Raw genomic sequence first — 18,944 nt, forward strand, 5'->3', positions numbered from 1 at the left:
TTTATGGCTGATGAATTTTTGCGTTTGTGTATGTCAATGGTCTCACTGCAGATACTCAACCCCTGAGTGTTATTACCCGGTCGCTCGCCAAGAGCGCTCTGACGGAGGATTAATGGATTTCTGGACCCTTTTCCAGGTGTTGATATTAGGTGCGGTAGAAGGCCTGACCGAGTTCTTGCCGATCTCGAGTACCGGCCACCAGATCATCGTCGCCGACTTGCTGGAATTCGGCGGTGAGCGCGCCATGGCGTTCAACATCATTATTCAACTGGGTGCCATTCTTGCCGTCGTCTGGGAGTTTCGACCGAAGATCTTTGAAATCGTCAAAGGTCTGCCAACTCAACGCAATGCACAACGCTTCACCCTCAACTTGCTGATCGCCTTTCTGCCCGCCGTGGTCTTGGGCGTGTTGTTCGCCGACGCGATTCACGAATACCTGTTTAACCCGATCACCGTCGCCGTGGCACTGGTCGTCGGCGGCATCATTATGTTGTGGGCCGAACAGCGCAGCCATGTGATCAGCGTCGAGCACGTCGACGACATGCGCTGGTCTCACGCACTGAAAGTCGGATTCGTACAATGCCTGGCAATGATTCCCGGCACCTCGCGCTCCGGCTCGACCATCATCGGCGGTCTGCTGTTCGGCCTGTCGCGCAAAGCCGCCACCGAGTTCTCGTTCTTCCTCGCCATGCCGACCATGGTCGGCGCCGCCGTCTACTCCGGCTACAAATACCGCGACCTGTTCCAGCCCAACGACCTGCCAGTCTTCGCCCTCGGCTTCGTCACCGCGTTCATCTTCGCGATGATCGCCGTACGCGGCCTGCTCAAGTTTATTGCCAACCACAGCTACGCCGCGTTCGCCTGGTATCGGATCGCGTTTGGCTTGTTGATTCTGGCAACGTGGCTGTTTGGCTGGGTCAACTGGACCGCAGCAGCGGCAGCCTGATCACTGAGCGCTGATCAACGCCGCAACGGCGAGATCGTTTAACGCCGAATCCGACGACTCCTGGCGGTAGCGCTGCAAGGCCGAGGTGAAATACGCGGCCTGCAGCATGCCGTCGCTGGCCAGATAGAGTCGCGCGTCTTCCTGCTCCTCGGCGGAGTAAACACGCTTGTGACTGTCAGTCGTTTCCTGGCTAGACGAAATAGGTGCGAGAAATAAAGACACCAAGGTTAGCCCGGAAATCTGCGTCACCTCCCACGGCGTATCGGTACGGCCCATACAAAAGCCATCGCAGTGCGCATAAACGTCGGAATTGAAGCTGAACAAGGCGAGGAGGGTGAAGCGCTTGAAAGCAGAAAAAGTAAACGCGGGCATAAATGAAAGACATCCTGTCAGTACATCAAAACGCCGGGCAACGCTCATGCGTCGCCCGCACACTCAAACCATCAATCAACGACCTTCAAGTAACTCGGCCGCCTGATCCAGCAACGCCAGCGGATCCTTGGCCTTGTGAATATCCACCGACAACAACTGACGGAATTTCCGCGCCCCCGGGAACCCCGTGCCCAGGCCCAGCACATGGCGCGTGATGTGATGCATCGCCCCACCAGCCAGCAAATGCTCAGCTATATAAGGACGCAACTGCGCCAACGCCTCAGCCCGACTGATCACCGGCGCCGAACTGCCGAACAACTGCTGATCCACCTCCGCCAGCAAATACGGATTGTGATAAGCCTCACGCCCCAACATCACACCGTCGAACGTCTGCAAATGCTCATGGCAAGCCTCCATCGTCTTGATCCCGCCATTCAGCACAATCTCCAACGCCGGAAAATCCGCCTTCAGCTGCGCCGCCACGTCATAGCGCAACGGCGGAATGTCGCGATTCTCCTTCGGCGACAACCCCTCCAGAATCGCAATCCGCGCATGCACGGTAAAACTGGTGCAGCCGGCATCGCGGACGGTGCCGACGAAATCACACAGCTCCGCGTAACTGTCCCGACCGTTGATGCCGATGCGATGTTTCACCGTCACCGGGATTGTCACTGCGTCTTGCATTGCCTTCACACAATCCGCCACTAACTGTGGATGACCCATCAGACACGCGCCGATCATGTTGTTTTGCACACGATCGCTTGGGCAGCCGACGTTGAGGTTTACCTCGTCGTAGCCGTGTTCCTGAGCCATGCGGGCGCAGGCTGCCAGATCCAACGGAACGCTACCGCCCAACTGCAAGGCGAGAGGGTGCTCGGCTTCGTTGTGACGGAGGAAACGTTCGTGATCCCCGTTGAGTAGCGCGCCGGTGGTGACCATTTCGGTGTAGAGCAGAGCGTTCTTCGACAGGAGGCGTAGGAAGAAGCGGCAATGGCGGTCGGTCCAATCCATCATGGGCGCAACGGAGAACCTTCTAGACAGCGTGGAGCCGGTGTTTGTTGGGTATGTAGCTGATTTCTGTACCATTTTGCTCTACGTGTTCTAAGCCGGTTTCAGGGGGTAAATAGGCATTTTCTGAGGTTGGTTGGTACAATGTACCAACCACTTTTCAAATTGTACCAGTTGACTATGGCCACGATCAGAGCACGGAAACGCACCGACGGCAGCACCAGTTACACGGCACAGATACGCCTGTTTCGCGATGGGGCGCAAGTTTACCAAGAGAGTCAGACCTTCGCCCGAAAACAGGCGGCGCAGGCCTGGGTCCGTAAAAGGGAAACCGAACTGGACGAGCCTGGCGCGATCGAGCGGGCAAATCGCCCCGGTGCGACAGTAAAAGAAATGATTGATCGCTACCTGGCTGAGATGAACAAGGTGCGGCCGCTCGGGAAAACGAAGCTCGCTACATTGAAAGCGATCAGCGAGTCTTACCTGGGAAAGCTGACCGACAAAGATATTAACAGCCAGCAACTGGTCGAATATGCGTTATGGCGCATGGGTAAGGAAGGTGGGGACGTACAGCCTCAGACGGCCGGTAACGATCTCGCACACTTGGGCGCTGTTCTCTCGATTGCTCGGCCTGCTTGGGGTTATGAGGTGGATCCTCATGCGATGGCAGATGCGCGCCGAGTTTTGAAAAAGCTGGGCTACAACATGAAAAGCCGCGAGCGCGATCGTCGGCCCACCCTCGGTGAACTGGACAAATTACTGGAACATTTTCGAAGTATCCAAAGCCGCCGCCCGACTTCAATCAACATGCTCAAGCTGACTGGCTTTGCCCTGTTTTCCACGCGTAGACAAGAAGAGATTACCCGGATCCGGTGGGATGACTTAGATGAAGCTGGCCAGCGGGTGCTGGTTCGTGACATGAAGAATCCAGGGCAAAAGATTGGTAACGACGTCTGGTGTCATTTGCCGCCAGAAGCATGGGCGATACTTCAGACAATGCCTAAAATGTTGCCCGAGATATTTCCTTACAGCGCTGAATCAGTTTCGACGTCCTGGACAAGGGCCTGCAAAATCTTGGGTATTGAAGATCTGCACTTTCACGATCTGCGCCACGAAGGCGTCAGTCGTCTTTTTGAAATGGATTGGGACATTCCACGTGTAGCAAGTGTGTCGGGACATCGAGATTGGAACTCGATGCGCCGCTATACCCACTTGCGCGGGCGAGGGGATGTTTATGCAACTTGGGATTGGTTCGAGCGCATCCTGCAGGCGCCCGTAAAACTGGGCGCCAAAACGTTGAAGTGAAGTGGCAACCGCGAAACATGCAGCTCCTGATTCGTGCTGAGGAAGAGGTGAGCCAATGGCGGTATCAACCGCCGCCACAGGTGTCTAGCGAGCCTAGACGCTTGTAACCGACGCCTGCATATTACGTGACGAAATCGTTCATGCCGTGGATGTCTTCGATACCATTTTCGGCGTGTCGACACTGTGCGGTGCCAGCCGCTTGCGCCGATCGAACGTACCGAGCGCGACTTTTATTGTCCCGCCAGCGGCGAAACTACCTTGTTGCTGAATCGGCAAAGGGCCCTTGCTGTCTGGGCTGCCCTATATGCCGAAGGCCGTCAGTGTTCAGAGCAGGGCGATGCCCAACATGCTTTTTGCAATATTCATTATCAACCTCCGGGCGCTGCGTGCGCCTGCGTAAGGACTGCACTGAAACGCTGCGCGCGTGCTCGTCCAACACTCGATCACTTGTTGCAACTGTGCTGGACTGAGCCGGGGCCGCAGGCCCGCGCGTAGATGTGAGCACAACTGCGCTTCAGCGCCCAGCTTAGTTGCCAGCGCACCGACGTTCGTCAACTCCAGGCTCTGCCAGTCGAGGTTGTCGCGTTCGAAGATGTCGCCGAACAGATGGGCTTGCAGTAGTTGATTGATCACCGGCCTCTGTACCGGCTCGCCCGAGATGCGCATCTGATTCGTCGCGCCGGCTGTCAGCAAGGCACTGTCGGTTGGAATGGCACGAATCGTCTCGTGTCCCTGCATATCGGCGATGCCACGCTGCTTGCGCGACTGCACCTGGTTCATAAGCTCATTCAACACATTGAGGCAGCGCAAGAAGCCGACATTCGCGTACGACTGCACAAGAGTTTCGCTGATCGTCAGAGCGACAACCACACACTGTTTAGGGACGTTTTATGCTAGGGCAGGTCGCTCACGGTAATGGCGCCGGCGATCAACGGAATCGCCTAAGCCTTCCTAGCAAGGTGTTCGACATCGGCTTAATGTATGTCATTAATAGCATTGCTACACCGAATGCATATTCCGAGTCTGAAACCTACTCCGCGTGACGGATTTGCCGCTCTCGGTTTCGGCGATAGCGATGTGGGTCACGCTGATGGTCGCGGTAGCAGCAGGTCAATGGCGAACGCCTCGGGATCTAGGCAGTAATTCCTGGGCGGATTTCTGACGCAGGGCATCTGTTCCTGTACATAGCCGACGCCGGCGGTAACGATCAGCGTTTGCCCCAGCGGTTGGGCATGCCAGGCCGTGCGTGCACGAGCTCGAACGTCACCTTGCCGCCGGCGTTGGCTGGGGGCTGGGGGCTGGGCCTTGGATAAGCCGTCGAACCGCACGATTTCCGTGAAGTTTCCGCTGCTCACATACGCGAAGGCTGGGCACCTGCATGGTTGGCACGCATGTCTCTCGCGGTTTTCCAGCACTTAACTGCGAAGTGGGACTTAGCCAAGTTTTGAATCTTCGGTGTAGGGTTGCATGTCAAAAAGAGATCTGAACGTAGGCTGATGTACGCCGACTTGGGCGTTGTTGATTTCCGTTGCTAGCGCATCCAGTATTTTCGAGTGATAGCGTTGGTGATTTGTCAATTGAACTCCCTCTAACATCCCAGCGTGTGTTCAACGCGTCGGTGAGAACTTGCTCGAAAAGATAGCCACTGGCGCCATTCAGTCCCACCACCAAAACCTGCGTTGACTCGTGTCGTGCGGTCTTTGCAAACCTAGCGGTGACCAGTTGGGCCTCAGTACTGGACGTGGCTCTGGGAGCATGCCTGGACAGGTCCTGCTATATCTTTTTCAACCAAGCTGAGCTCCTACTTTCGGCCAAAAGCAGCCGCTAGGATGCGCCTAAAAAATTAGGTGCTTCATTGATCTACCTTGAGATTTACGTTCACCCGATAGCTCACTGGGGTCATATCTTTCCCCAGCAGCTCACGCGCTGTAAGCCGATATTCCAGATACTCACCCTTGATTTGATCCAAGGAATGCAGCCGCACGACCTCATAGCGATCCAGCTGGGTAGCAGCACATGTCAGCTCATTTTCCGAGATGAAGAAGGCGGTATTGGCATCGCCAGTTGTAGTTTTCACCTCAAGATAGTGCTCGGTGATTCCCGCGTGCCCCAGCCTCAACGTGCGAATGTCGTAGCCAGCACCATCTCCTTCTTGGCGCGAGACGTGGATAACACTGGACACATGCTCCTCTCCCAACTCAAGCAGTACTCGTTGTCGTTCCCTCCTCATAACGATGAGTTCCCCCAGTAAGCCCAGCTTCTGATTGTCGACCGCTTCTTGGAGATAGTCCCTCTTTTTCACACTTCTTCTTCGTGAAGGAGGCTTGGTCGAGGGGCCTAGACGCGTGGTGGGTGCCACATTACCTAGGCACTTGTAATGGGACACTTCTGGCATATGGGGATCAGCGGCTATCGCGGCTACTCCGCCCGAATACACTCGATGTGTTGCAGCCGAGGTCTGAGACAGGAATAGTCGGGCAAGGATTTCAGAGTTCTTGATAAGACGTCCGCCAGTTCCCATTGGGGCACAGGTAAAACCTGCTTTCGTCATAGCCTTGAAGGACAGTTTATTTTGCGCTAAGCGCTCAATATTGATACTCAAGTCCAAGGTTTCGGACTTACAGCTTTCAATGAGTTCCTGCACTGCAGGCGCAGGGATACTGTTGACGTTTCCAAACCACACCACATCGGAAAAGTGAACGAGGTTGGGCCAGAGCTTCGGTGTGACGCTTCCATGAACCCGGCTCTCGATTACCTCCGAAAGCCAACGCGGCTCAATCTTTTTAGAAATTCGCTCAACAATTCCAGCGCCAATAAAACCACTAACCTCTGGCTTCGGCTTGTATTTATCGACAAAGTACCAGTTTGGAGGGCCTGCTTGAAAAATTAAAACATCCCCTTTTTGAAGTTCGGACCACAGGGTCTCTTTGCTATCGTCAAACCCCCAAAACCCCGTGGCCAGAGTGGTTAGCCAATGTTCAATGGGGCCGTTGGCCTTTACAGCCTCGCCTCTTGAAACAGCACCTACAACGTGCGAAATGACATCCATATCTAATTACTCACAACTCATTGTATTTCTTGGCGTTCCCGCGAGCTTTTTCAATCGGATATTTTTCCGCATTGCTACGCAACTTCCGATCTACTGCCTGCTGCAGATCAACAGAAAGAACATCCGCCAGACGCAGCAAATACAAGGTGACGTCGGCCATTTCTTCTTCAACCTTGCGCATACGTCCTACATCGCCCTTGATGGCAACGGCTTGGGATTCGGTCAACCACTGGAAGATTTCGAGTAGCTCCGATGCTTCTACAGCTAAAGCTGAAGCAAGATTTTTTGGTGTGTGGAATTGCTCCCAATTTCGCTCTTGCGCAAAGACACGCAATCTCTGTTGAACCTGCTCGATGTTCATTGACTGCCCCGATAACTTATAGCATTAGGTCTATATCGTCTCAGAAGCGCTGCCTCCAAACTAGAAATAAACGCTGCAGACATCAGTGAAGGCGGGACTTTTCGTGCCAGTGGCTCTGCTTCACTGCGGCGCCCAAATGCTCCGGTGGCAAAAATCGATAGCATTTCGTCAGCATCAATTTAGTGACTCCTCATGGCTTTGGGAGGGAGTTAGCTTTTAAGTGGCCCTAACGTCGAATCCGAGGAAGCGGAGTGCTTTGGCCATTCGGCCATTAATGGGAGGTACCTCATGAGGGTGGAGCGTACCCACCAGTTCTAGGGCGCAGAAACGACCAAACACTCTGATTCTGTACTTGGGATCGTAGATAACAGAGCAAATTCGAGCTGCGAAGTCGTCACTGCCATGAATCAAATGGATCAATGTATTTTGAACGCGCTGCAAGTTGTTGTCATTTTTCTGCCAAAACTTCGCTGGGAGTGCGTCGGCCCCTCCTTTGGTAAACCGGAGCTGCTCAAGGAATGCGTGTACGCACATTAAGGCCTCAACCAAATCCTTGCGACTGCAAGCGCGAATCGCTTCTGGGGATCCGAGGCCTCGCTGGAGGCTATCGATAAGTTGAAGGTAGTTATCGGGTATGCGGGGAGTGCTGGTGGCCGTCCATTCAGCTCCCAGGTCCTTGATTAGGACCTTCCGATCATCTTGCATTCGAAGAGTTGCGCTTTGCCATGACTCGTCACCTATGGCGTGCTCCAGGCGAACCCAGTTGAGGAAACGGTTGGTTTCGACTTCCACCGGTACGCCTATGAATTCAGGCCGGCGGTAATGCTGTTCCACCAAGATCGCCGAGATTTCCTCAAACGCGGGCATGTACTCCTCGTAGATCGTTTTTTGCAACTCGCCTAGGTAGAGCTGCTGGCTTGTTTTTTGAGCGCTGCCCACCGTAACGGTGGGTGGAACCACCGCTTCCAGCTTATTGAATGGTTCGTCGCGGTTTGCCATACAGCTGGACTGATTCCAGGCAGCTTTGAACTGCTGATAAACCTGTTGTGTCAGCACCTCGGCGCTATCCCAGATCTGAGTGAAGAACTCCTCAACGTCCTGGACCCGCTCTTCATCACCCGGTTGGTCTAGGAGAATTACTGCTTCGCGGTTATTGATCAGACCACCCCCGGTCAGGTTCGAAGACCCGAGCATGACCACGCCGTCGAACAGATAAACCTTTGCGTGGAAATCGTCTGTGAAATAGCGGACTGCGCAGTTCCCGGCATTCAGTACCTGACTCAGCGCGTCGGGTTGTGTGGAAGCGTTAAGGCCCACCAATAACTGAACGCTGGCGCCCCGACGCACTGCTTCGACAATTTCGTGAGCACGAGTGAAGTAGGGTGCTGCCAAACGGATGTGCGACGCATTAGCCATCAATCGTGTGTATGGCCGCAGCACCTGATCTTGGCCAGGGCTATTAGTGTAGATGCTCGAGTTGCTCATGCAGGCTTCCATTCCATTTGGAGGCCTACAGGCTGGCACCAGTTTTGCTGGAGACCAACGGGCGACCTTTGTTCGTTGCACTGAGAAAAGTGCATTGCCAAGCTACACCAACTTTCATTTGAACAGGGGGTGGCGATTTGAATCGCTCGAGATTTCGAAGACACCTCCACGCCTCAACGTAGTTCTGTAAGGCTATTGCAGGCTCCACTGCTATTAACAACTGTACCATTTACGACAGTCGCCTATCGGCCATAACGTGCATTTCCACCCGAGCCACGGCTCCGCCACACGCCACAGATGCAGACTGCAGTTACGGGATAAAAGTTTGATTGATCAGGATGGGGCGATAGCTGCCGATGGTCGACTGCCTATGATCTTGGTGGCGGACTTCTAGGTCGCCAATAGGAACTAAATCATGCGGAGTTGGTGGCTTGGCAAAACGCACAACGCGTATCCCTTGATTTCCTACCCATCTGGCCCGAAGCTTCCGGCTTTCCATCTGTACAAGGGATCTCCATTGTTTTCATGGATTAGGCAGTTTGTCGGCCAACAAGCCCGCAATTACGAAGAGCGATTTGACCAAGCCTTAAAGCGAAGCAAAGTTTGGGGACTGGCGTCCTCGGGCTTCAGTCGTACCCAAGAGCGGTTTACCAGCGAGCACAACCTCCAGGTTTTCCAGCAAGTGGTGGGAGCGCATCTATGCCATTACCGCGCTGAAGAAGTTTCGCAGCAGTGCTTCGCTGTAACTTTAATGCTGAAAGCCCCATTGGAAGAGGCACTGGGGATACCGCTTACCTTCACCTTAGGGTACGTCGAATACAACGGCTACAATGTTTTTCATAGCAATCACCGGGAGCTCAAGATGATGTTGAAAAAAGGAGTGCCTTCCCCAGCGCTAAACCTGCATGCGTGGCTCACGCTGCCAAGCTACGAGGTGATTGATATGACATTCGGCACCACGTACGGCGTGGTGAACCAAATACCGAGCGTTATTGGCCGTATGTGCTTCATGCATCCGGATGATATGACGGCCGATATGCAGTATCACCCGCAGCTGGTCGGGGAGGATTATCTGGAGCGAATCGGCGCTACGCACATTTTAATGATGCCGTCCTAAGCCTGCATCGCGCTATAAAGTCGGCCGCTTATCCGGATTCCATGCTCCTCCACGATAAGTTCGATTCGGGCCCGCTTCTGGCAGATAGGCGCCATCCTTGAACGGCTGCATTCGGCCCAGAGTATGTAAAAACGCCTTCGCGAACACTTGCTATGATTCTGAGGATTTCATCGCCGGCATCGCCCATGAAGCGCTTTATCCAAGGTGTACATCGAGGCCAAGGCACCTTACTTCCCGAGAGCCTCGATGACTACGTCAGCGATACCAATTCGGTCCGCGTAGTCGGCCTGGTCAATCTGGGTTTTGAAGGGGGCATTCCGGCCGATGCTGGCCGGCCTGCTTACCACCCCGTGATCTTGCTGAAGATCTACATCTACGGTTATCTCAACCGCATCCAGTCGAGCCGATGTTTGGAGCGAGAAGCCCAGCGCAACGTCGAGCTGATGTGGTTGACCGGGCATCTGACGCCGGATTTTAAGACCATCGCCAACTTCCGAAAAGACAACAGCAAAGCCATCAGAAGCGTCTGCCGCCAGTTCGTTGTGCTGTATCAGCAGTTGGGACTGTTCGGAGAACATCTGGTCGCCATCGATGGCAGAAAATTCAAAGCAGTCAACAACCTCGACTGCAATTTCACCGGCGCCAAACTGAAGCGGCGAATGGAAGAAATTGAATCGAGCATCAACCGTTACCTGACGGCACTCGATGCTGCTGATCGGCAAGAACCAACAGCTTGGCTATCGAAATCCAGCTCAATGAATCGCCGGATAAGCAGGTCTCACTGACCGATCCAGACAGCCGCTCCATGATGAGGCGCGGCACGGAAATCGTTGGCTACAACGTGCAGACAGTGGTCGATACGCAGCACCATTTGATCGTTGCGCATGAGGTGACCAACGTCGGTTCCGACCGTGATCAACTCAGCTCGATGGCTAAGCAGGCCCGTAAGGCGACGGCGTCAGATACGTTGTCGGTAGTGGCGGACCGAGGTTATTTCAAGAGCGAACAAATCCTGGCTTGTCACGATGCCGACATCACCGCCTATGTGCCCAAGCCGATGACCTCTGGAGCCAAAGCTGACGGGTGTTTCAGTAACGATGCCTTCATCTATGAAGCGGCAAACAACGAATATATTTGCCCGGCTGGAGAGGCGCTGATCTGGCACTATTCCTACGTTGAAAAAGGCCTGAGATTGCATCGTTACTGGAGTTCGAAATGCCGGGGCTGCGCGTTGAAATCGCAGTGTGCCCCGAGCACGGAACGACGAATTCGACGCTGGGAACATGAAGCTGTGCTGGAGAAAATGCAGGCCCGGCTGAGCAAAGTACCGGAGATGATGCGAGTCCGAAAGCGTATGTTTGAGCATCCCTTCTGGACGCTCAAACAATGGATGGGCGCCACGCATTTCCCGACAGGAAAGCTGAACGGAGTAAGTGCGGAGATGAGCTTGAGCGTACTCGCCTACAACTTGAAACGAGTCATGAAAATTCTCGGTACCAGCGGTTTAATGAAGGCGCTGTCGGCCTGAAGAGGTCTGTATTTTGCTCACCAACCAAGGTAGAAGTGGCGCTAGGGGCTCTTAGGCCCTTGTGATGATCCGCAGGACTTGTCGTGAGCAATTACTCAGCTAACAACCGTCAGAGTTGCGCGCCAACAGTGCATCAGCGCGTTTTTGCACATTCTGGACCAATAGCGGACGCTTGAGACAATGCCGGTCTCCGTAGCGGCAATACTACCCGACCCAGAAAAACGTCACTCCACAGCGGTGATCACTCAGCCACAGACGATAGCTGACTTGCACTCCTCGAATAATCACAGAAGCCAAATCAGTATCAACGGAACCTCGATAAGATCCACCACTGGGCTCAATCGGTCTTGCAACACCATTCTCGATGCGCTCGGATTGCATCCATAGACAGCCCTGGAGCACCGCTCGTTCTAGCCCTAACTTTCTCGCCCGCGAGTCCGAAATACTCAGAGGTTTCCAGACTTGGTTTGAGCTGCAACTTGAGATCGTCGCAAAGATAGATCAAACCTCTATCCCATAGAGTGTGTAGATCGCTGCGTAGTAAAATCCCATTACTAATATGATTGGTTTCTGGCCCTAAAAAGGGGGTGATATGCGCGGCTTCCAACACCTGCTTAACCGCGGAGCCAGTAATGGCGCAGCGTCCCTCATAAGCGGTCAGCAATCCACTTCGAAACGCTCCCTGCCCCTGACGTTTGGTGATCTCCCTAAGAGTGCGTTCGCGATTATCTTCAACTCCTTTCGGTGAATAGGTGGACGAGTTTTCGGCAGTTGGGCTTGCTGAGCCATCTACCGCCAACGTAGTGCTCTCAAGGCTGAAAAAGCCATCCTCCCACGAAATTACCTTGGCCAGTCCTAGCACCCGGTATGTCGTGACCTGAGGTTTCTGTGAGAGCTGCACCAGAACTGCTACAGGCACTCCATCATCCATGCACTTTTTCAGCCCCTGATTTGTAAAAAGCTTCGCGGAATCACCTCGTTTGGCCTTCTCTTGAGCGTAGGAGTAGTGCCAGCTTCCGTTCTGTTGATAAACCGGCTTTTCATCGTCATAGGAACTATCCAGCCGTTGGCTAATCGATAGCGCGTAAACGAGTTCCTTTGGTTTGTAGATGCCCTTGGCCGTGATTGCAACGGTACTGGGAGCTTGCTGGAGCTGCTCCCAGGTAAGCACTTGCCCAGTGTACTGTTCAAACCAAGCCAACAACTGCGAATGGCTAATTTGACTTTTCTTTAGCGGAGTTTTGCTCGCAAATGAAGGCGTCACCAAGCCAGTCCCCTTAGTACCAAGCGATGGGTACAGAACGCCCAAAAGCCCAAGCAGCGAATTTTCATCTTCTAACGTGACAGGTAAGCCATAGTGAATCGGTTCGTCCCCTCCATTCAAATGCTTTGGAAATACGTTCATATTGCTATGGTGAACGTACTCGTCCCCGGGAATTACCCCGCGAATATTTCGGAGCTCCGAGACTCGCTCCATCCAGCCAGGGTCAATTACTAGGGCAGATTTCCCTGAGCTGTTCTTCATATTCACGAACAGAAGCTCACCGTTTTCATACCTCCAGATGTGTTTTTTATCGTTATCGCTAACGACGGTAAACCCTAAGCATTCAAGAAGCACATTGATCTGCAGTGGCTTTAATTTCATATTCAGTTAATACGTAAAAATAGTAGATATGCCCACTGGTCGGGGCTACAGAGCAGGTGGGCGATGAGCGCCGAAACATCTGAATGGTTTCGCAATTTACATATTGGCTACAAAGCCTCTCAGGCCACACTACGACTTATCAGAAGCTTGGCCCCTGAAACCTTTCAGGCTTCGACGGGGAGGGCGAGCCCTCGAGCATCTCGACCTGTTGCCAGGCCTGCGCTAGTTGATGAAACTGCCTTGAAGACGCCCCTGTGCAGATGTGTTCGAACATGGAGCAAACCTCGCTGGCCAAGTGCATACGCCCGAGCCACTCGACGAAAGGGATCAGAACTCGAACGCTGCTGCCTTTCCGGCGTTTGGTGAACCACAGATCGATTTTCAGTCTCGCGGGCTTGTCCAGTACCTCGGCAATTAGCTTGTTGAAGTAGTCATGGGCGGCCTGACGCTGATGGGGGTCGGCAAGGGCGGTACTGATCAGTTGTCGGGTTGGCGTGCGTAACTCCCCCATCAGGCCAGATAGCAGATCGTTGGGACTGAACCCCGCGATCATGAAGAATCCTAATCGGTTGGCCTGGCATTGGGTGATGGCGTCGGCCAGTTGGCGTGTGTAAAAAGCGACCTGTTCCAGTTCGATATCTTGCGAGCGGATCTCGCGCAGACAAGAGCGCAGTTCGTAGCTACCCGGCACTACATTGCACAACCTCTCCAGCTTGGATAGCGAATGATTGTCCAATGACAAAGCATCGCCGTGTACCACGAAAGCGTCGTCCCTGCTGGTGTGGCCCGCAGCCCACAATAGTATCCAGAGACGAGCCTTCTCATAGGCAGCGGGCGGAGAGTCATCCGGCGTATGAGTCAAGAATGAGTACATCACTGCCCATTCCTGATCCATGCTCTCGCCTTGCTGCAACGCGCCAATGCCCCAGGCGACCATTGCCCTGAGCCAACCTGCAGTGCGCAAGCCACGTCGTTGCTCAAGCATGCGTAGTATTTCCGATGGTTTTGGGATGCTGAGGAATTCCTGGCGCCACAACTTGAGGAATGAACTGACAGCGAAGGCAAGTTGATGGTGCTCGCGGCTGCTAGACGGTATACCCCGGAAGGCCTTGTCGAACTGGGCAAGCTTTTTGGTCTCAGCAGGGGCATTCCACCTGACGAGGTCATGCTGCGCCGTGAGCCACCATACCGGCGCGAAGCCCGGTGTTGGCAACGCCAGTGCTTCTTCAGGGCGGTCAGCATCGATTAGCGCCCAGGCGCGTTCTGCGGTTGCCACCCGGCCTAGTTCGCCTGGCAGCACAGCGAGATCTTCCAGCAGTGGTGGCATCTGGCAATAAGCGCGCGCCAGCGCCGCAGCGTAGGATGTCAGTTCGGAAAAATCGCCGGCCATGGCCTGCTTGACCAGAGGTTGCTCCTGCTGGTCCAGTTGGTTGGGGCTCTGTAACGTCATCAAGCGATGGTAGACGATTTCCTGATTAGCCTGTTCAGTAGACAGGTCTGGATCGCAGTCCTCGAGAAGGTATTCGATGGCTTCGCGATGTAGCATCTGCGCTAGAGGTCCCAGCAGTGGATCCTTGCGCAGTAGTTCTAGCGTAACTTTGCGCAGATCTTTTCGATGACGCACCAGCCGTTCCGATTGCTCATCCACCAACCAGGCCTGTTGCCTGAGGCGTTTGAACAGGTTCTCCACCTCATCATGCTCTAGCTCTGTACGCAGTACATTTGGCGCCAGTACGTCTTGCAACAGCCCCGGCGTAACAACCCGGAGTATCAGTCCCGGATACGCTAACTTGCGTAGTGGATCGTTCTCGCCGACTCCTATGCGATTGAGAATCCGAGAGTAAAGAATGCCTGGGCCAAGCGCTTTGTCGAGCCCGGCAGCCTCTTTCACGAAGCCCTCGATTTGCTCGGGATGGGCTGTGAGATAACGGCCCACTAGTCGCAGCACCAGGGGGTTACCGTCCAGGACTTTGGCCACACTCACTGCTTTGGTAGGGTCCAAGCCTTCGCGTGTCAACAGCGCGCAAGCATGATGCAACGCCAACGGTGACAGGTTGAGTTGTTCTGTGGCCCAGCCAACCAAGGGCCGCGTCACGTTCTCTGCTGCGCGCCCGGCGACCAGCACACGCATGCCCCGCATGTCGAAGTCGTCCCAGGCTATGTCGAGCCATTCGACAAGCGCCCGCACTGACTCATCACCACGGCCGGTGAGCATTTCGAAGGTATCGAGTATCATGAGCATCGGGCGTTCGTGCAGCTTCAATTGATGGATAATCGACTTAGCTGATGAGCTGCTCTCCATGTTTGAAGACAACGTATGTTCCCGGGTCGAGCCCATACCATATCGGCGGCCAGCGCGTTCGCGGAAAGATCGCTTAAAGTGGCTTCTTAATTCACTGAGTATATTTTGCGCGGTGGGGAAGTAGCGGGCCAACTGCCTCGTCAACTCTAGGGATAGGCCAGGCCCTTCAGGGTCGAGCGAGGGTCGATCGAAATCGAAATGGACGATTGGCATAGACGGGTTGTGGGTTGAGAGCGCCTGGGTCAGTGCTGCGAGCAAGCTGGATTTTCCGATCCCTCCTTCACCGCTGATGGTAGTGATGCGCCGCGCATTCTGAGGATCGATTGCAAAAAACTGCAGTTCACGCAGTTCTTTCTCTCGGCCTATCAGGCCTTCGCCCAACAAGGTCTGCAGTTCCTGCTCGCGGGTACGATTAGCTATCTCGTACTGGACCTGCTGTGCGTCAGGCAACTCGATCTGCAGGTCTGTACCGGTCAATCCCTGAAACCATCCTGCTACCATCGCCAGTGATTGCAACTCGGTATTTGACAGCATCGATAATTGAGGCTGCCAACCACGCAATAGCTGGGCCGAAAATTGCCCTTCGAGGTCATTCTTTTCGGGCTTGTAATGCTCCAGCACCTTGCGTGTCAACACGTTGTCGGCCAACAGCGCTTCCAGGGTCTGGCGTCGGGGGCCGATAAATAGGCGCCGGTGCAGCCCCCCGCTTTCGATTACCAATTCTGAGATATCGCTCAGGTGAGCAACTAGCGCCTCTCGTTCGCCAGGAATAGCTTGGCGCGCCAGTTGGCCGAGATCAAATACACCGGTCAAAGCGACATTGGCGATCAGCTCGCGTGACGAGGGGGTGAAAGCTGCGAGCGTCGGCGCCCGCTGAACGGACAGGCGTTCTTCCAGCGCGGCGAGTCGCCTGTTAAGTGCATCGTCGTCGGAGGCAGTCATTGGGACCTCATGATGTCGAGGAACAAGCCGCACGTCATGGCCATGTTGCGCAGATCGTAACTGGCAGTGAGGCCACCAACCAGCGCTTGGTAACGCTTGCTCAACGCCGTGCGGGATTTGATGTCAGGTATGCCACCGAACGTTCTGTCCATGTACTGCGAGAATTTTGCGGGCGTAAGCTCGGGTAAAACCTGCTCGCTCCAATACGCAGCAGAGGTTCTGGGAAGTTCGCCGTCATATCCGAGCAACACGATGCGTAGCCAACCATATCCGGCAAGTGCTTCATAGAGGAGTTCAAGGCATTCGCGAAGCGCATTACCATCCCCCAGTGGTACATGGCTGGAGTCCGGGCGTTTCAGGTCATCTAGCACTAACCATATGTAGCGATCCATGCGCGCTCGGTCGAGTCTGGTCAACAACTCAGGAACCAACGTGTTACGCAAATAGGCCACAGTGGTGGTTTCACCCCGCAGAGGGGTGAATGGAGGAGGCTCGCTCATACCCGCTGCAGCCAGCAACCGCAGTGCGAACGCTTCTGCGTCAAGGGTATGGATATCCAACGCAGACATGCGCACTACGCGATGCTGCTGAGCGGGAAGCAAGGACTTGATCAGGTCCGCCGTAAACGTCATGCCAGCTGGCATTTGCATGCATGGACGGATGACCAATCCACGCTGGGAGTCGCCAGTACAGGCCTCCCTAATCCAAGCTAGAGTCTGCTCACGGTCGACGATCGGGCGTGAGAGCCCATCCGCATCATCGAAGCTATAAGGCCAGTTCGACGGTAACGTTGCAGGTAACTGTGCAATGGCGGCGGCGACTTGATCGATGGCAGTGGCGACGTTGCTGGCGGGCTTCGCGCCAAGCATTTCGCCAGTGTGCACTCCGACTACCTTGAAACTGACGTCGAAGCAGGGCGCACCTGAACTACCAGGCTCGGAGTTGACCGAATGCTGGAATAGTCCAGGATCTACGTGCAGTGTTGTGACCTTGCCTTGCTGGTGGCACATCGCTTGCCCTTCGGGATGCTGTACTACCAGAAGATAATCTTCGCTATACGGCAGGGCTGCGCTCATCTCAATCGGTGGTGCCATCGGCAAAGGCGCTTCGGCCAGGCGAATAATCGCGTAGTCCTGGCCCTTCAACCCATGCACAATGATGCCGTCGGGCTGTATGGGCGGTGAGCTGAGTGCTACTTTCCATTGTTCGGCCAGCAAAAATTGACGTGGCCTGCGGCGTATCCGCCGGCCACCGAAGAGGTCCAACTTATCGTCGAAGCAGACCATGACCCTTTGCGGGTCAGCTTCCTCCGGTTTACTCAAGTCGACCAAGGGGCCATTCGGTCGTACTGAGGTAAGCACATGGCCTGCCGTAACCACCAGGTCGGGGGGCACAAGCCAGCCAGTGCCCGCATGCAGACCGTCGATCTCGATTCGGCATACATAGTCTGTGACATGCAGTAACCCCTTGGCATGTAAGGCACTGTTCAGGAAGGGTGAATTTGCCTCAATCAAGGCCTGGGCTTTGACCATCCAGGGCGATGCAGTCTGCTTGACTGCCTCATCGAGGAAGTCACGAGTCACGAGCCTTGCGCTCACACAGCTGGTGCAGAGCTCGCTCAGCCAGCCGCTTTTTCGGGCGTGAGCGAAACCTTTGGCCAGGCGCTCCTGTCGCACGTCATTGGCTTGAACCAAAGTGTCATAGTATGTCTTCGTTTCATCACCTTGCTGCACAGCAAGGAAAAGCTCGGCAAACGCCGGCTCACTATCTACCACTAAATTGGCCAGGCGCAGATCCGCCTCAGTCATGAATCGATCTCCAGTACCGCGCGTATGTCATGGGCCAGGTTGTACTCGCCAGACCGGCCGCCGAAATGAAGGCCTATAACCTGCCAAGTATCGTCCAGACCGATCACGCAGCCGCCGGAGTTGCCGCCGAGAGTCGACGCGTCATGGCTGAAGCAGCGCGGTGGTTGGCTGTCGCCGGGTACTTGGCCAAGCGAGTTGCCCACTAGCCCGGGGGAGAGGCGTTTGACGTCGAAAACGCCTTTGAACATTTTGTAGAGAACCTTGGGATCTTCCATGCCAAACGATGGTTTGGCCGGAAAGCCAATGGTCACCAATGGCGCACCTGACTTGAAGGCTTGTGTATCCGGATCCTCGCAGACTTGCAACGGAGTCGGCAATCGATGGTTCGCAAACGCCTGAATCTCGATCAAGGCGAAGTCCAGGTGCCGCGGCTCGCCCAACTGTTGAACCTGCTCGGTACTGCACCGTACGACGGTCACCGGGCGGGCCAGCGCCGCTGGTGCATGGGTGCGTTGGTACTCACCGCCAAAGTCGATGATCAGATCGTCCTTGAATCGCCATGTACCTGTCTCGTTAAGGACGGCCATCTCCTGCAACACATGGCGATTGGTCGCGAGCAAGCCATTCCCAATAAGAAAACCCGTGCCAAGTGTCTGGACGGTGCCATTTACCAGTGGCATGGAGATGCGGCCGATCTTGCTCAACGCTTCCCTTAACAAAGGCTTGCTCTTTGACAGACGACTGAGCCAACTGCCGATCAGTGGGTCCTCAAAGTCGATGCTGTCGTTACTAACCAGTAACGCCGGTCGCGAGCCGTCGGCAAGGATGATGGCCTCAATACCAACACGCATCGCCGGCGTGAGAATTCCGCTTTCAGTGCGTAAATAGTCGAGGCCCAAGCGAGCACTCTCGAGCAGTTTTCTTGCCTCAGGATCACCTTCATCAACCTGCGCCGCCAGGCAGGCGAGCGCCTGTTCACGCGCGTGCACAGTCAGAACATCCGCCACAAGACTTTCGCCACCGCGCATATTCCCATGACCGCGCAGTCGACTGCGCAGCTGTTTCGCTACGTTCAT

The 18,944-nt window shown here is 54.8% G+C and carries 13 protein-coding genes and 2 pseudogenes; 4 read left to right on the forward strand and 11 right to left on the reverse strand.

Annotation, left to right across the window (positions count from 1 at the left end):
- The first annotated feature begins 112 nt into the window (after positions 1–112).
- Entirely contained in the window at positions 113–946 is an 834-nt protein-coding gene (locus KBP52_RS28125; RefSeq protein ID WP_110720582.1) for an undecaprenyl-diphosphate phosphatase, read from the forward strand.
- On the opposite strand, the gene KBP52_RS28130 is transcribed toward KBP52_RS28125, so the two are convergent.
- Positions 947–1,318, reverse strand: a complete 372-nt coding sequence (locus KBP52_RS28130; protein WP_212621414.1) for a DUF2388 domain-containing protein — start codon at positions 1,316–1,318, stop codon at positions 947–949. It lies immediately after the preceding gene.
- 75 nt (positions 1,319–1,393) lie between these two features.
- Positions 1,394–2,404, reverse strand: a complete 1,011-nt coding sequence (gene dusA / locus KBP52_RS28135; protein ID WP_212621415.1) for a tRNA dihydrouridine(20/20a) synthase DusA — start codon at positions 2,402–2,404, stop codon at positions 1,394–1,396.
- Positions 2,405–2,506: 102 nt separating this feature from the next.
- On the opposite strand from dusA, the gene KBP52_RS28140 reads away from it, so the two are divergent.
- A complete protein-coding gene (locus KBP52_RS28140) occupies positions 2,507–3,631 on the forward strand; it encodes a site-specific integrase (RefSeq protein WP_212623172.1) in 1,125 nt (374 codons plus the stop codon).
- A 324-nt stretch (positions 3,632–3,955) separates the two neighbouring features.
- Here KBP52_RS28140 and KBP52_RS28145 read toward each other — a convergent pair whose 3' ends face one another.
- The 5 genes and pseudogenes from KBP52_RS28145 to KBP52_RS28160 all read right to left on the reverse strand — a co-directional run bounded on the left by KBP52_RS28145 (position 3,956) and on the right by KBP52_RS28160 (position 8,526).
- Positions 3,956–4,411, reverse strand: a complete 456-nt coding sequence (locus KBP52_RS28145) for a hypothetical protein (protein ID WP_212621416.1) — start codon at positions 4,409–4,411, stop codon at positions 3,956–3,958.
- Positions 4,412–4,661: 250 nt separating this feature from the next.
- A pseudogene (locus tag KBP52_RS30615) lies at positions 4,662–5,024 on the reverse strand (cupin domain-containing protein).
- Positions 5,025–5,483: 459 nt separating this feature from the next.
- Positions 5,484–6,680 (reverse strand): DUF3883 domain-containing protein, encoded by a 1,197-nt coding sequence (locus KBP52_RS28150; RefSeq protein WP_212621417.1) that lies wholly within the window; start codon positions 6,678–6,680, stop codon positions 5,484–5,486.
- Between the two features lie 10 nt (positions 6,681–6,690).
- Positions 6,691–7,041 (reverse strand): nucleotide pyrophosphohydrolase, encoded by a 351-nt coding sequence (locus KBP52_RS28155; RefSeq protein WP_212621418.1) that lies wholly within the window; start codon positions 7,039–7,041, stop codon positions 6,691–6,693.
- A gap of 216 nt (positions 7,042–7,257) precedes the next feature.
- Positions 7,258–8,526 carry a phospholipase D-like domain-containing protein gene (locus KBP52_RS28160; RefSeq protein ID WP_212621419.1) on the reverse strand — a complete coding sequence of 423 codons (1,269 nt, stop codon included), beginning with the start codon at positions 8,524–8,526 and terminating at the stop codon, positions 7,258–7,260.
- Between the two features lie 415 nt (positions 8,527–8,941).
- On the opposite strand from KBP52_RS28160, the gene KBP52_RS28165 reads away from it, so the two are divergent.
- Together KBP52_RS28165 and KBP52_RS28170 are read left to right on the forward strand one after the other, a co-directional pair.
- On the forward strand, positions 8,942–9,643 hold the full coding sequence (locus KBP52_RS28165) for a hypothetical protein (RefSeq protein WP_212621420.1): 702 nt from the start codon (positions 8,942–8,944) through the stop codon (positions 9,641–9,643).
- 185 nt (positions 9,644–9,828) lie between these two features.
- Positions 9,829–11,171: pseudogene (locus tag KBP52_RS28170) on the forward strand (IS1182 family transposase).
- Positions 11,172–11,508: 337 nt separating this feature from the next.
- Here KBP52_RS28170 and KBP52_RS28175 read toward each other — a convergent pair.
- The 4 genes from KBP52_RS28175 to KBP52_RS28190 all read right to left on the reverse strand — a co-directional run bounded on the left by KBP52_RS28175 (position 11,509) and on the right by KBP52_RS28190 (position 18,944).
- A complete protein-coding gene (locus KBP52_RS28175) occupies positions 11,509–12,816 on the reverse strand; it encodes an HNH endonuclease (RefSeq protein WP_212621421.1) in 1,308 nt (435 codons plus the stop codon).
- 139 nt (positions 12,817–12,955) lie between these two features.
- A complete protein-coding gene (locus tag KBP52_RS28180) occupies positions 12,956–16,060 on the reverse strand; it encodes an ATP-binding protein (protein WP_212621422.1) in 3,105 nt (1,034 codons plus the stop codon).
- Complete coding sequence (locus KBP52_RS28185; protein ID WP_212621423.1) at positions 16,057–17,868, reverse strand: serine protease; 1,812 nt, start codon at positions 17,866–17,868, stop codon at positions 16,057–16,059. The genes KBP52_RS28180 and KBP52_RS28185 overlap by 4 nt, the downstream gene beginning before the upstream one ends.
- Positions 17,865–18,944 carry a serine protease gene (locus tag KBP52_RS28190; protein ID WP_212621424.1) on the reverse strand — a complete coding sequence of 360 codons (1,080 nt, stop codon included), beginning with the start codon at positions 18,942–18,944 and terminating at the stop codon, positions 17,865–17,867. Before KBP52_RS28190 ends, KBP52_RS28185 begins: the two co-directional genes overlap by 4 nt.

The sequence above is a fragment of the Pseudomonas sp. SCA2728.1_7 genome, assembly GCF_018138145.1.
Classification (GTDB): Bacteria; Pseudomonadota; Gammaproteobacteria; order Pseudomonadales; family Pseudomonadaceae; genus Aquipseudomonas; species Aquipseudomonas koreensis_A.

Coding starts and splice junctions, on each gene's coding strand:
- KBP52_RS28125 (WP_110720582.1), top strand. CDS start 113: ATGGATTTCTGGACCCTTTTCCAGGTGTTGATATTAGGTGCGGTAGAA.
- KBP52_RS28130 (WP_212621414.1), bottom strand. CDS start 1,318: ATGCCCGCGTTTACTTTTTCTGCTTTCAAGCGCTTCACCCTCCTCGCC.
- dusA (WP_212621415.1), bottom strand. CDS start 2,404: ATGGTACAGAAATCAGCTACATACCCAACAAACACCGGCTCCACGCTG.
- KBP52_RS28140 (WP_212623172.1), top strand. CDS start 2,507: ATGGCCACGATCAGAGCACGGAAACGCACCGACGGCAGCACCAGTTAC.
- KBP52_RS28145 (WP_212621416.1), bottom strand. CDS start 4,411: ATGAACCAGGTGCAGTCGCGCAAGCAGCGTGGCATCGCCGATATGCAG.
- KBP52_RS28150 (WP_212621417.1), bottom strand. CDS start 6,680: ATGGATGTCATTTCGCACGTTGTAGGTGCTGTTTCAAGAGGCGAGGCT.
- KBP52_RS28155 (WP_212621418.1), bottom strand. CDS start 7,041: ATGAACATCGAGCAGGTTCAACAGAGATTGCGTGTCTTTGCGCAAGAG.
- KBP52_RS28160 (WP_212621419.1), bottom strand. CDS start 8,526: ATGAGCAACTCGAGCATCTACACTAATAGCCCTGGCCAAGATCAGGTG.
- KBP52_RS28165 (WP_212621420.1), top strand. CDS start 8,942: ATGCGGAGTTGGTGGCTTGGCAAAACGCACAACGCGTATCCCTTGATT.
- KBP52_RS28175 (WP_212621421.1), bottom strand. CDS start 12,816: ATGAAATTAAAGCCACTGCAGATCAATGTGCTTCTTGAATGCTTAGGG.
- KBP52_RS28180 (WP_212621422.1), bottom strand. CDS start 16,060: ATGACTGCCTCCGACGACGATGCACTTAACAGGCGACTCGCCGCGCTG.
- KBP52_RS28185 (WP_212621423.1), bottom strand. CDS start 17,868: ATGACTGAGGCGGATCTGCGCCTGGCCAATTTAGTGGTAGATAGTGAG.
- KBP52_RS28190 (WP_212621424.1), bottom strand. CDS start 18,944: ATGAACGTAGCGAAACAGCTGCGCAGTCGACTGCGCGGTCATGGGAAT.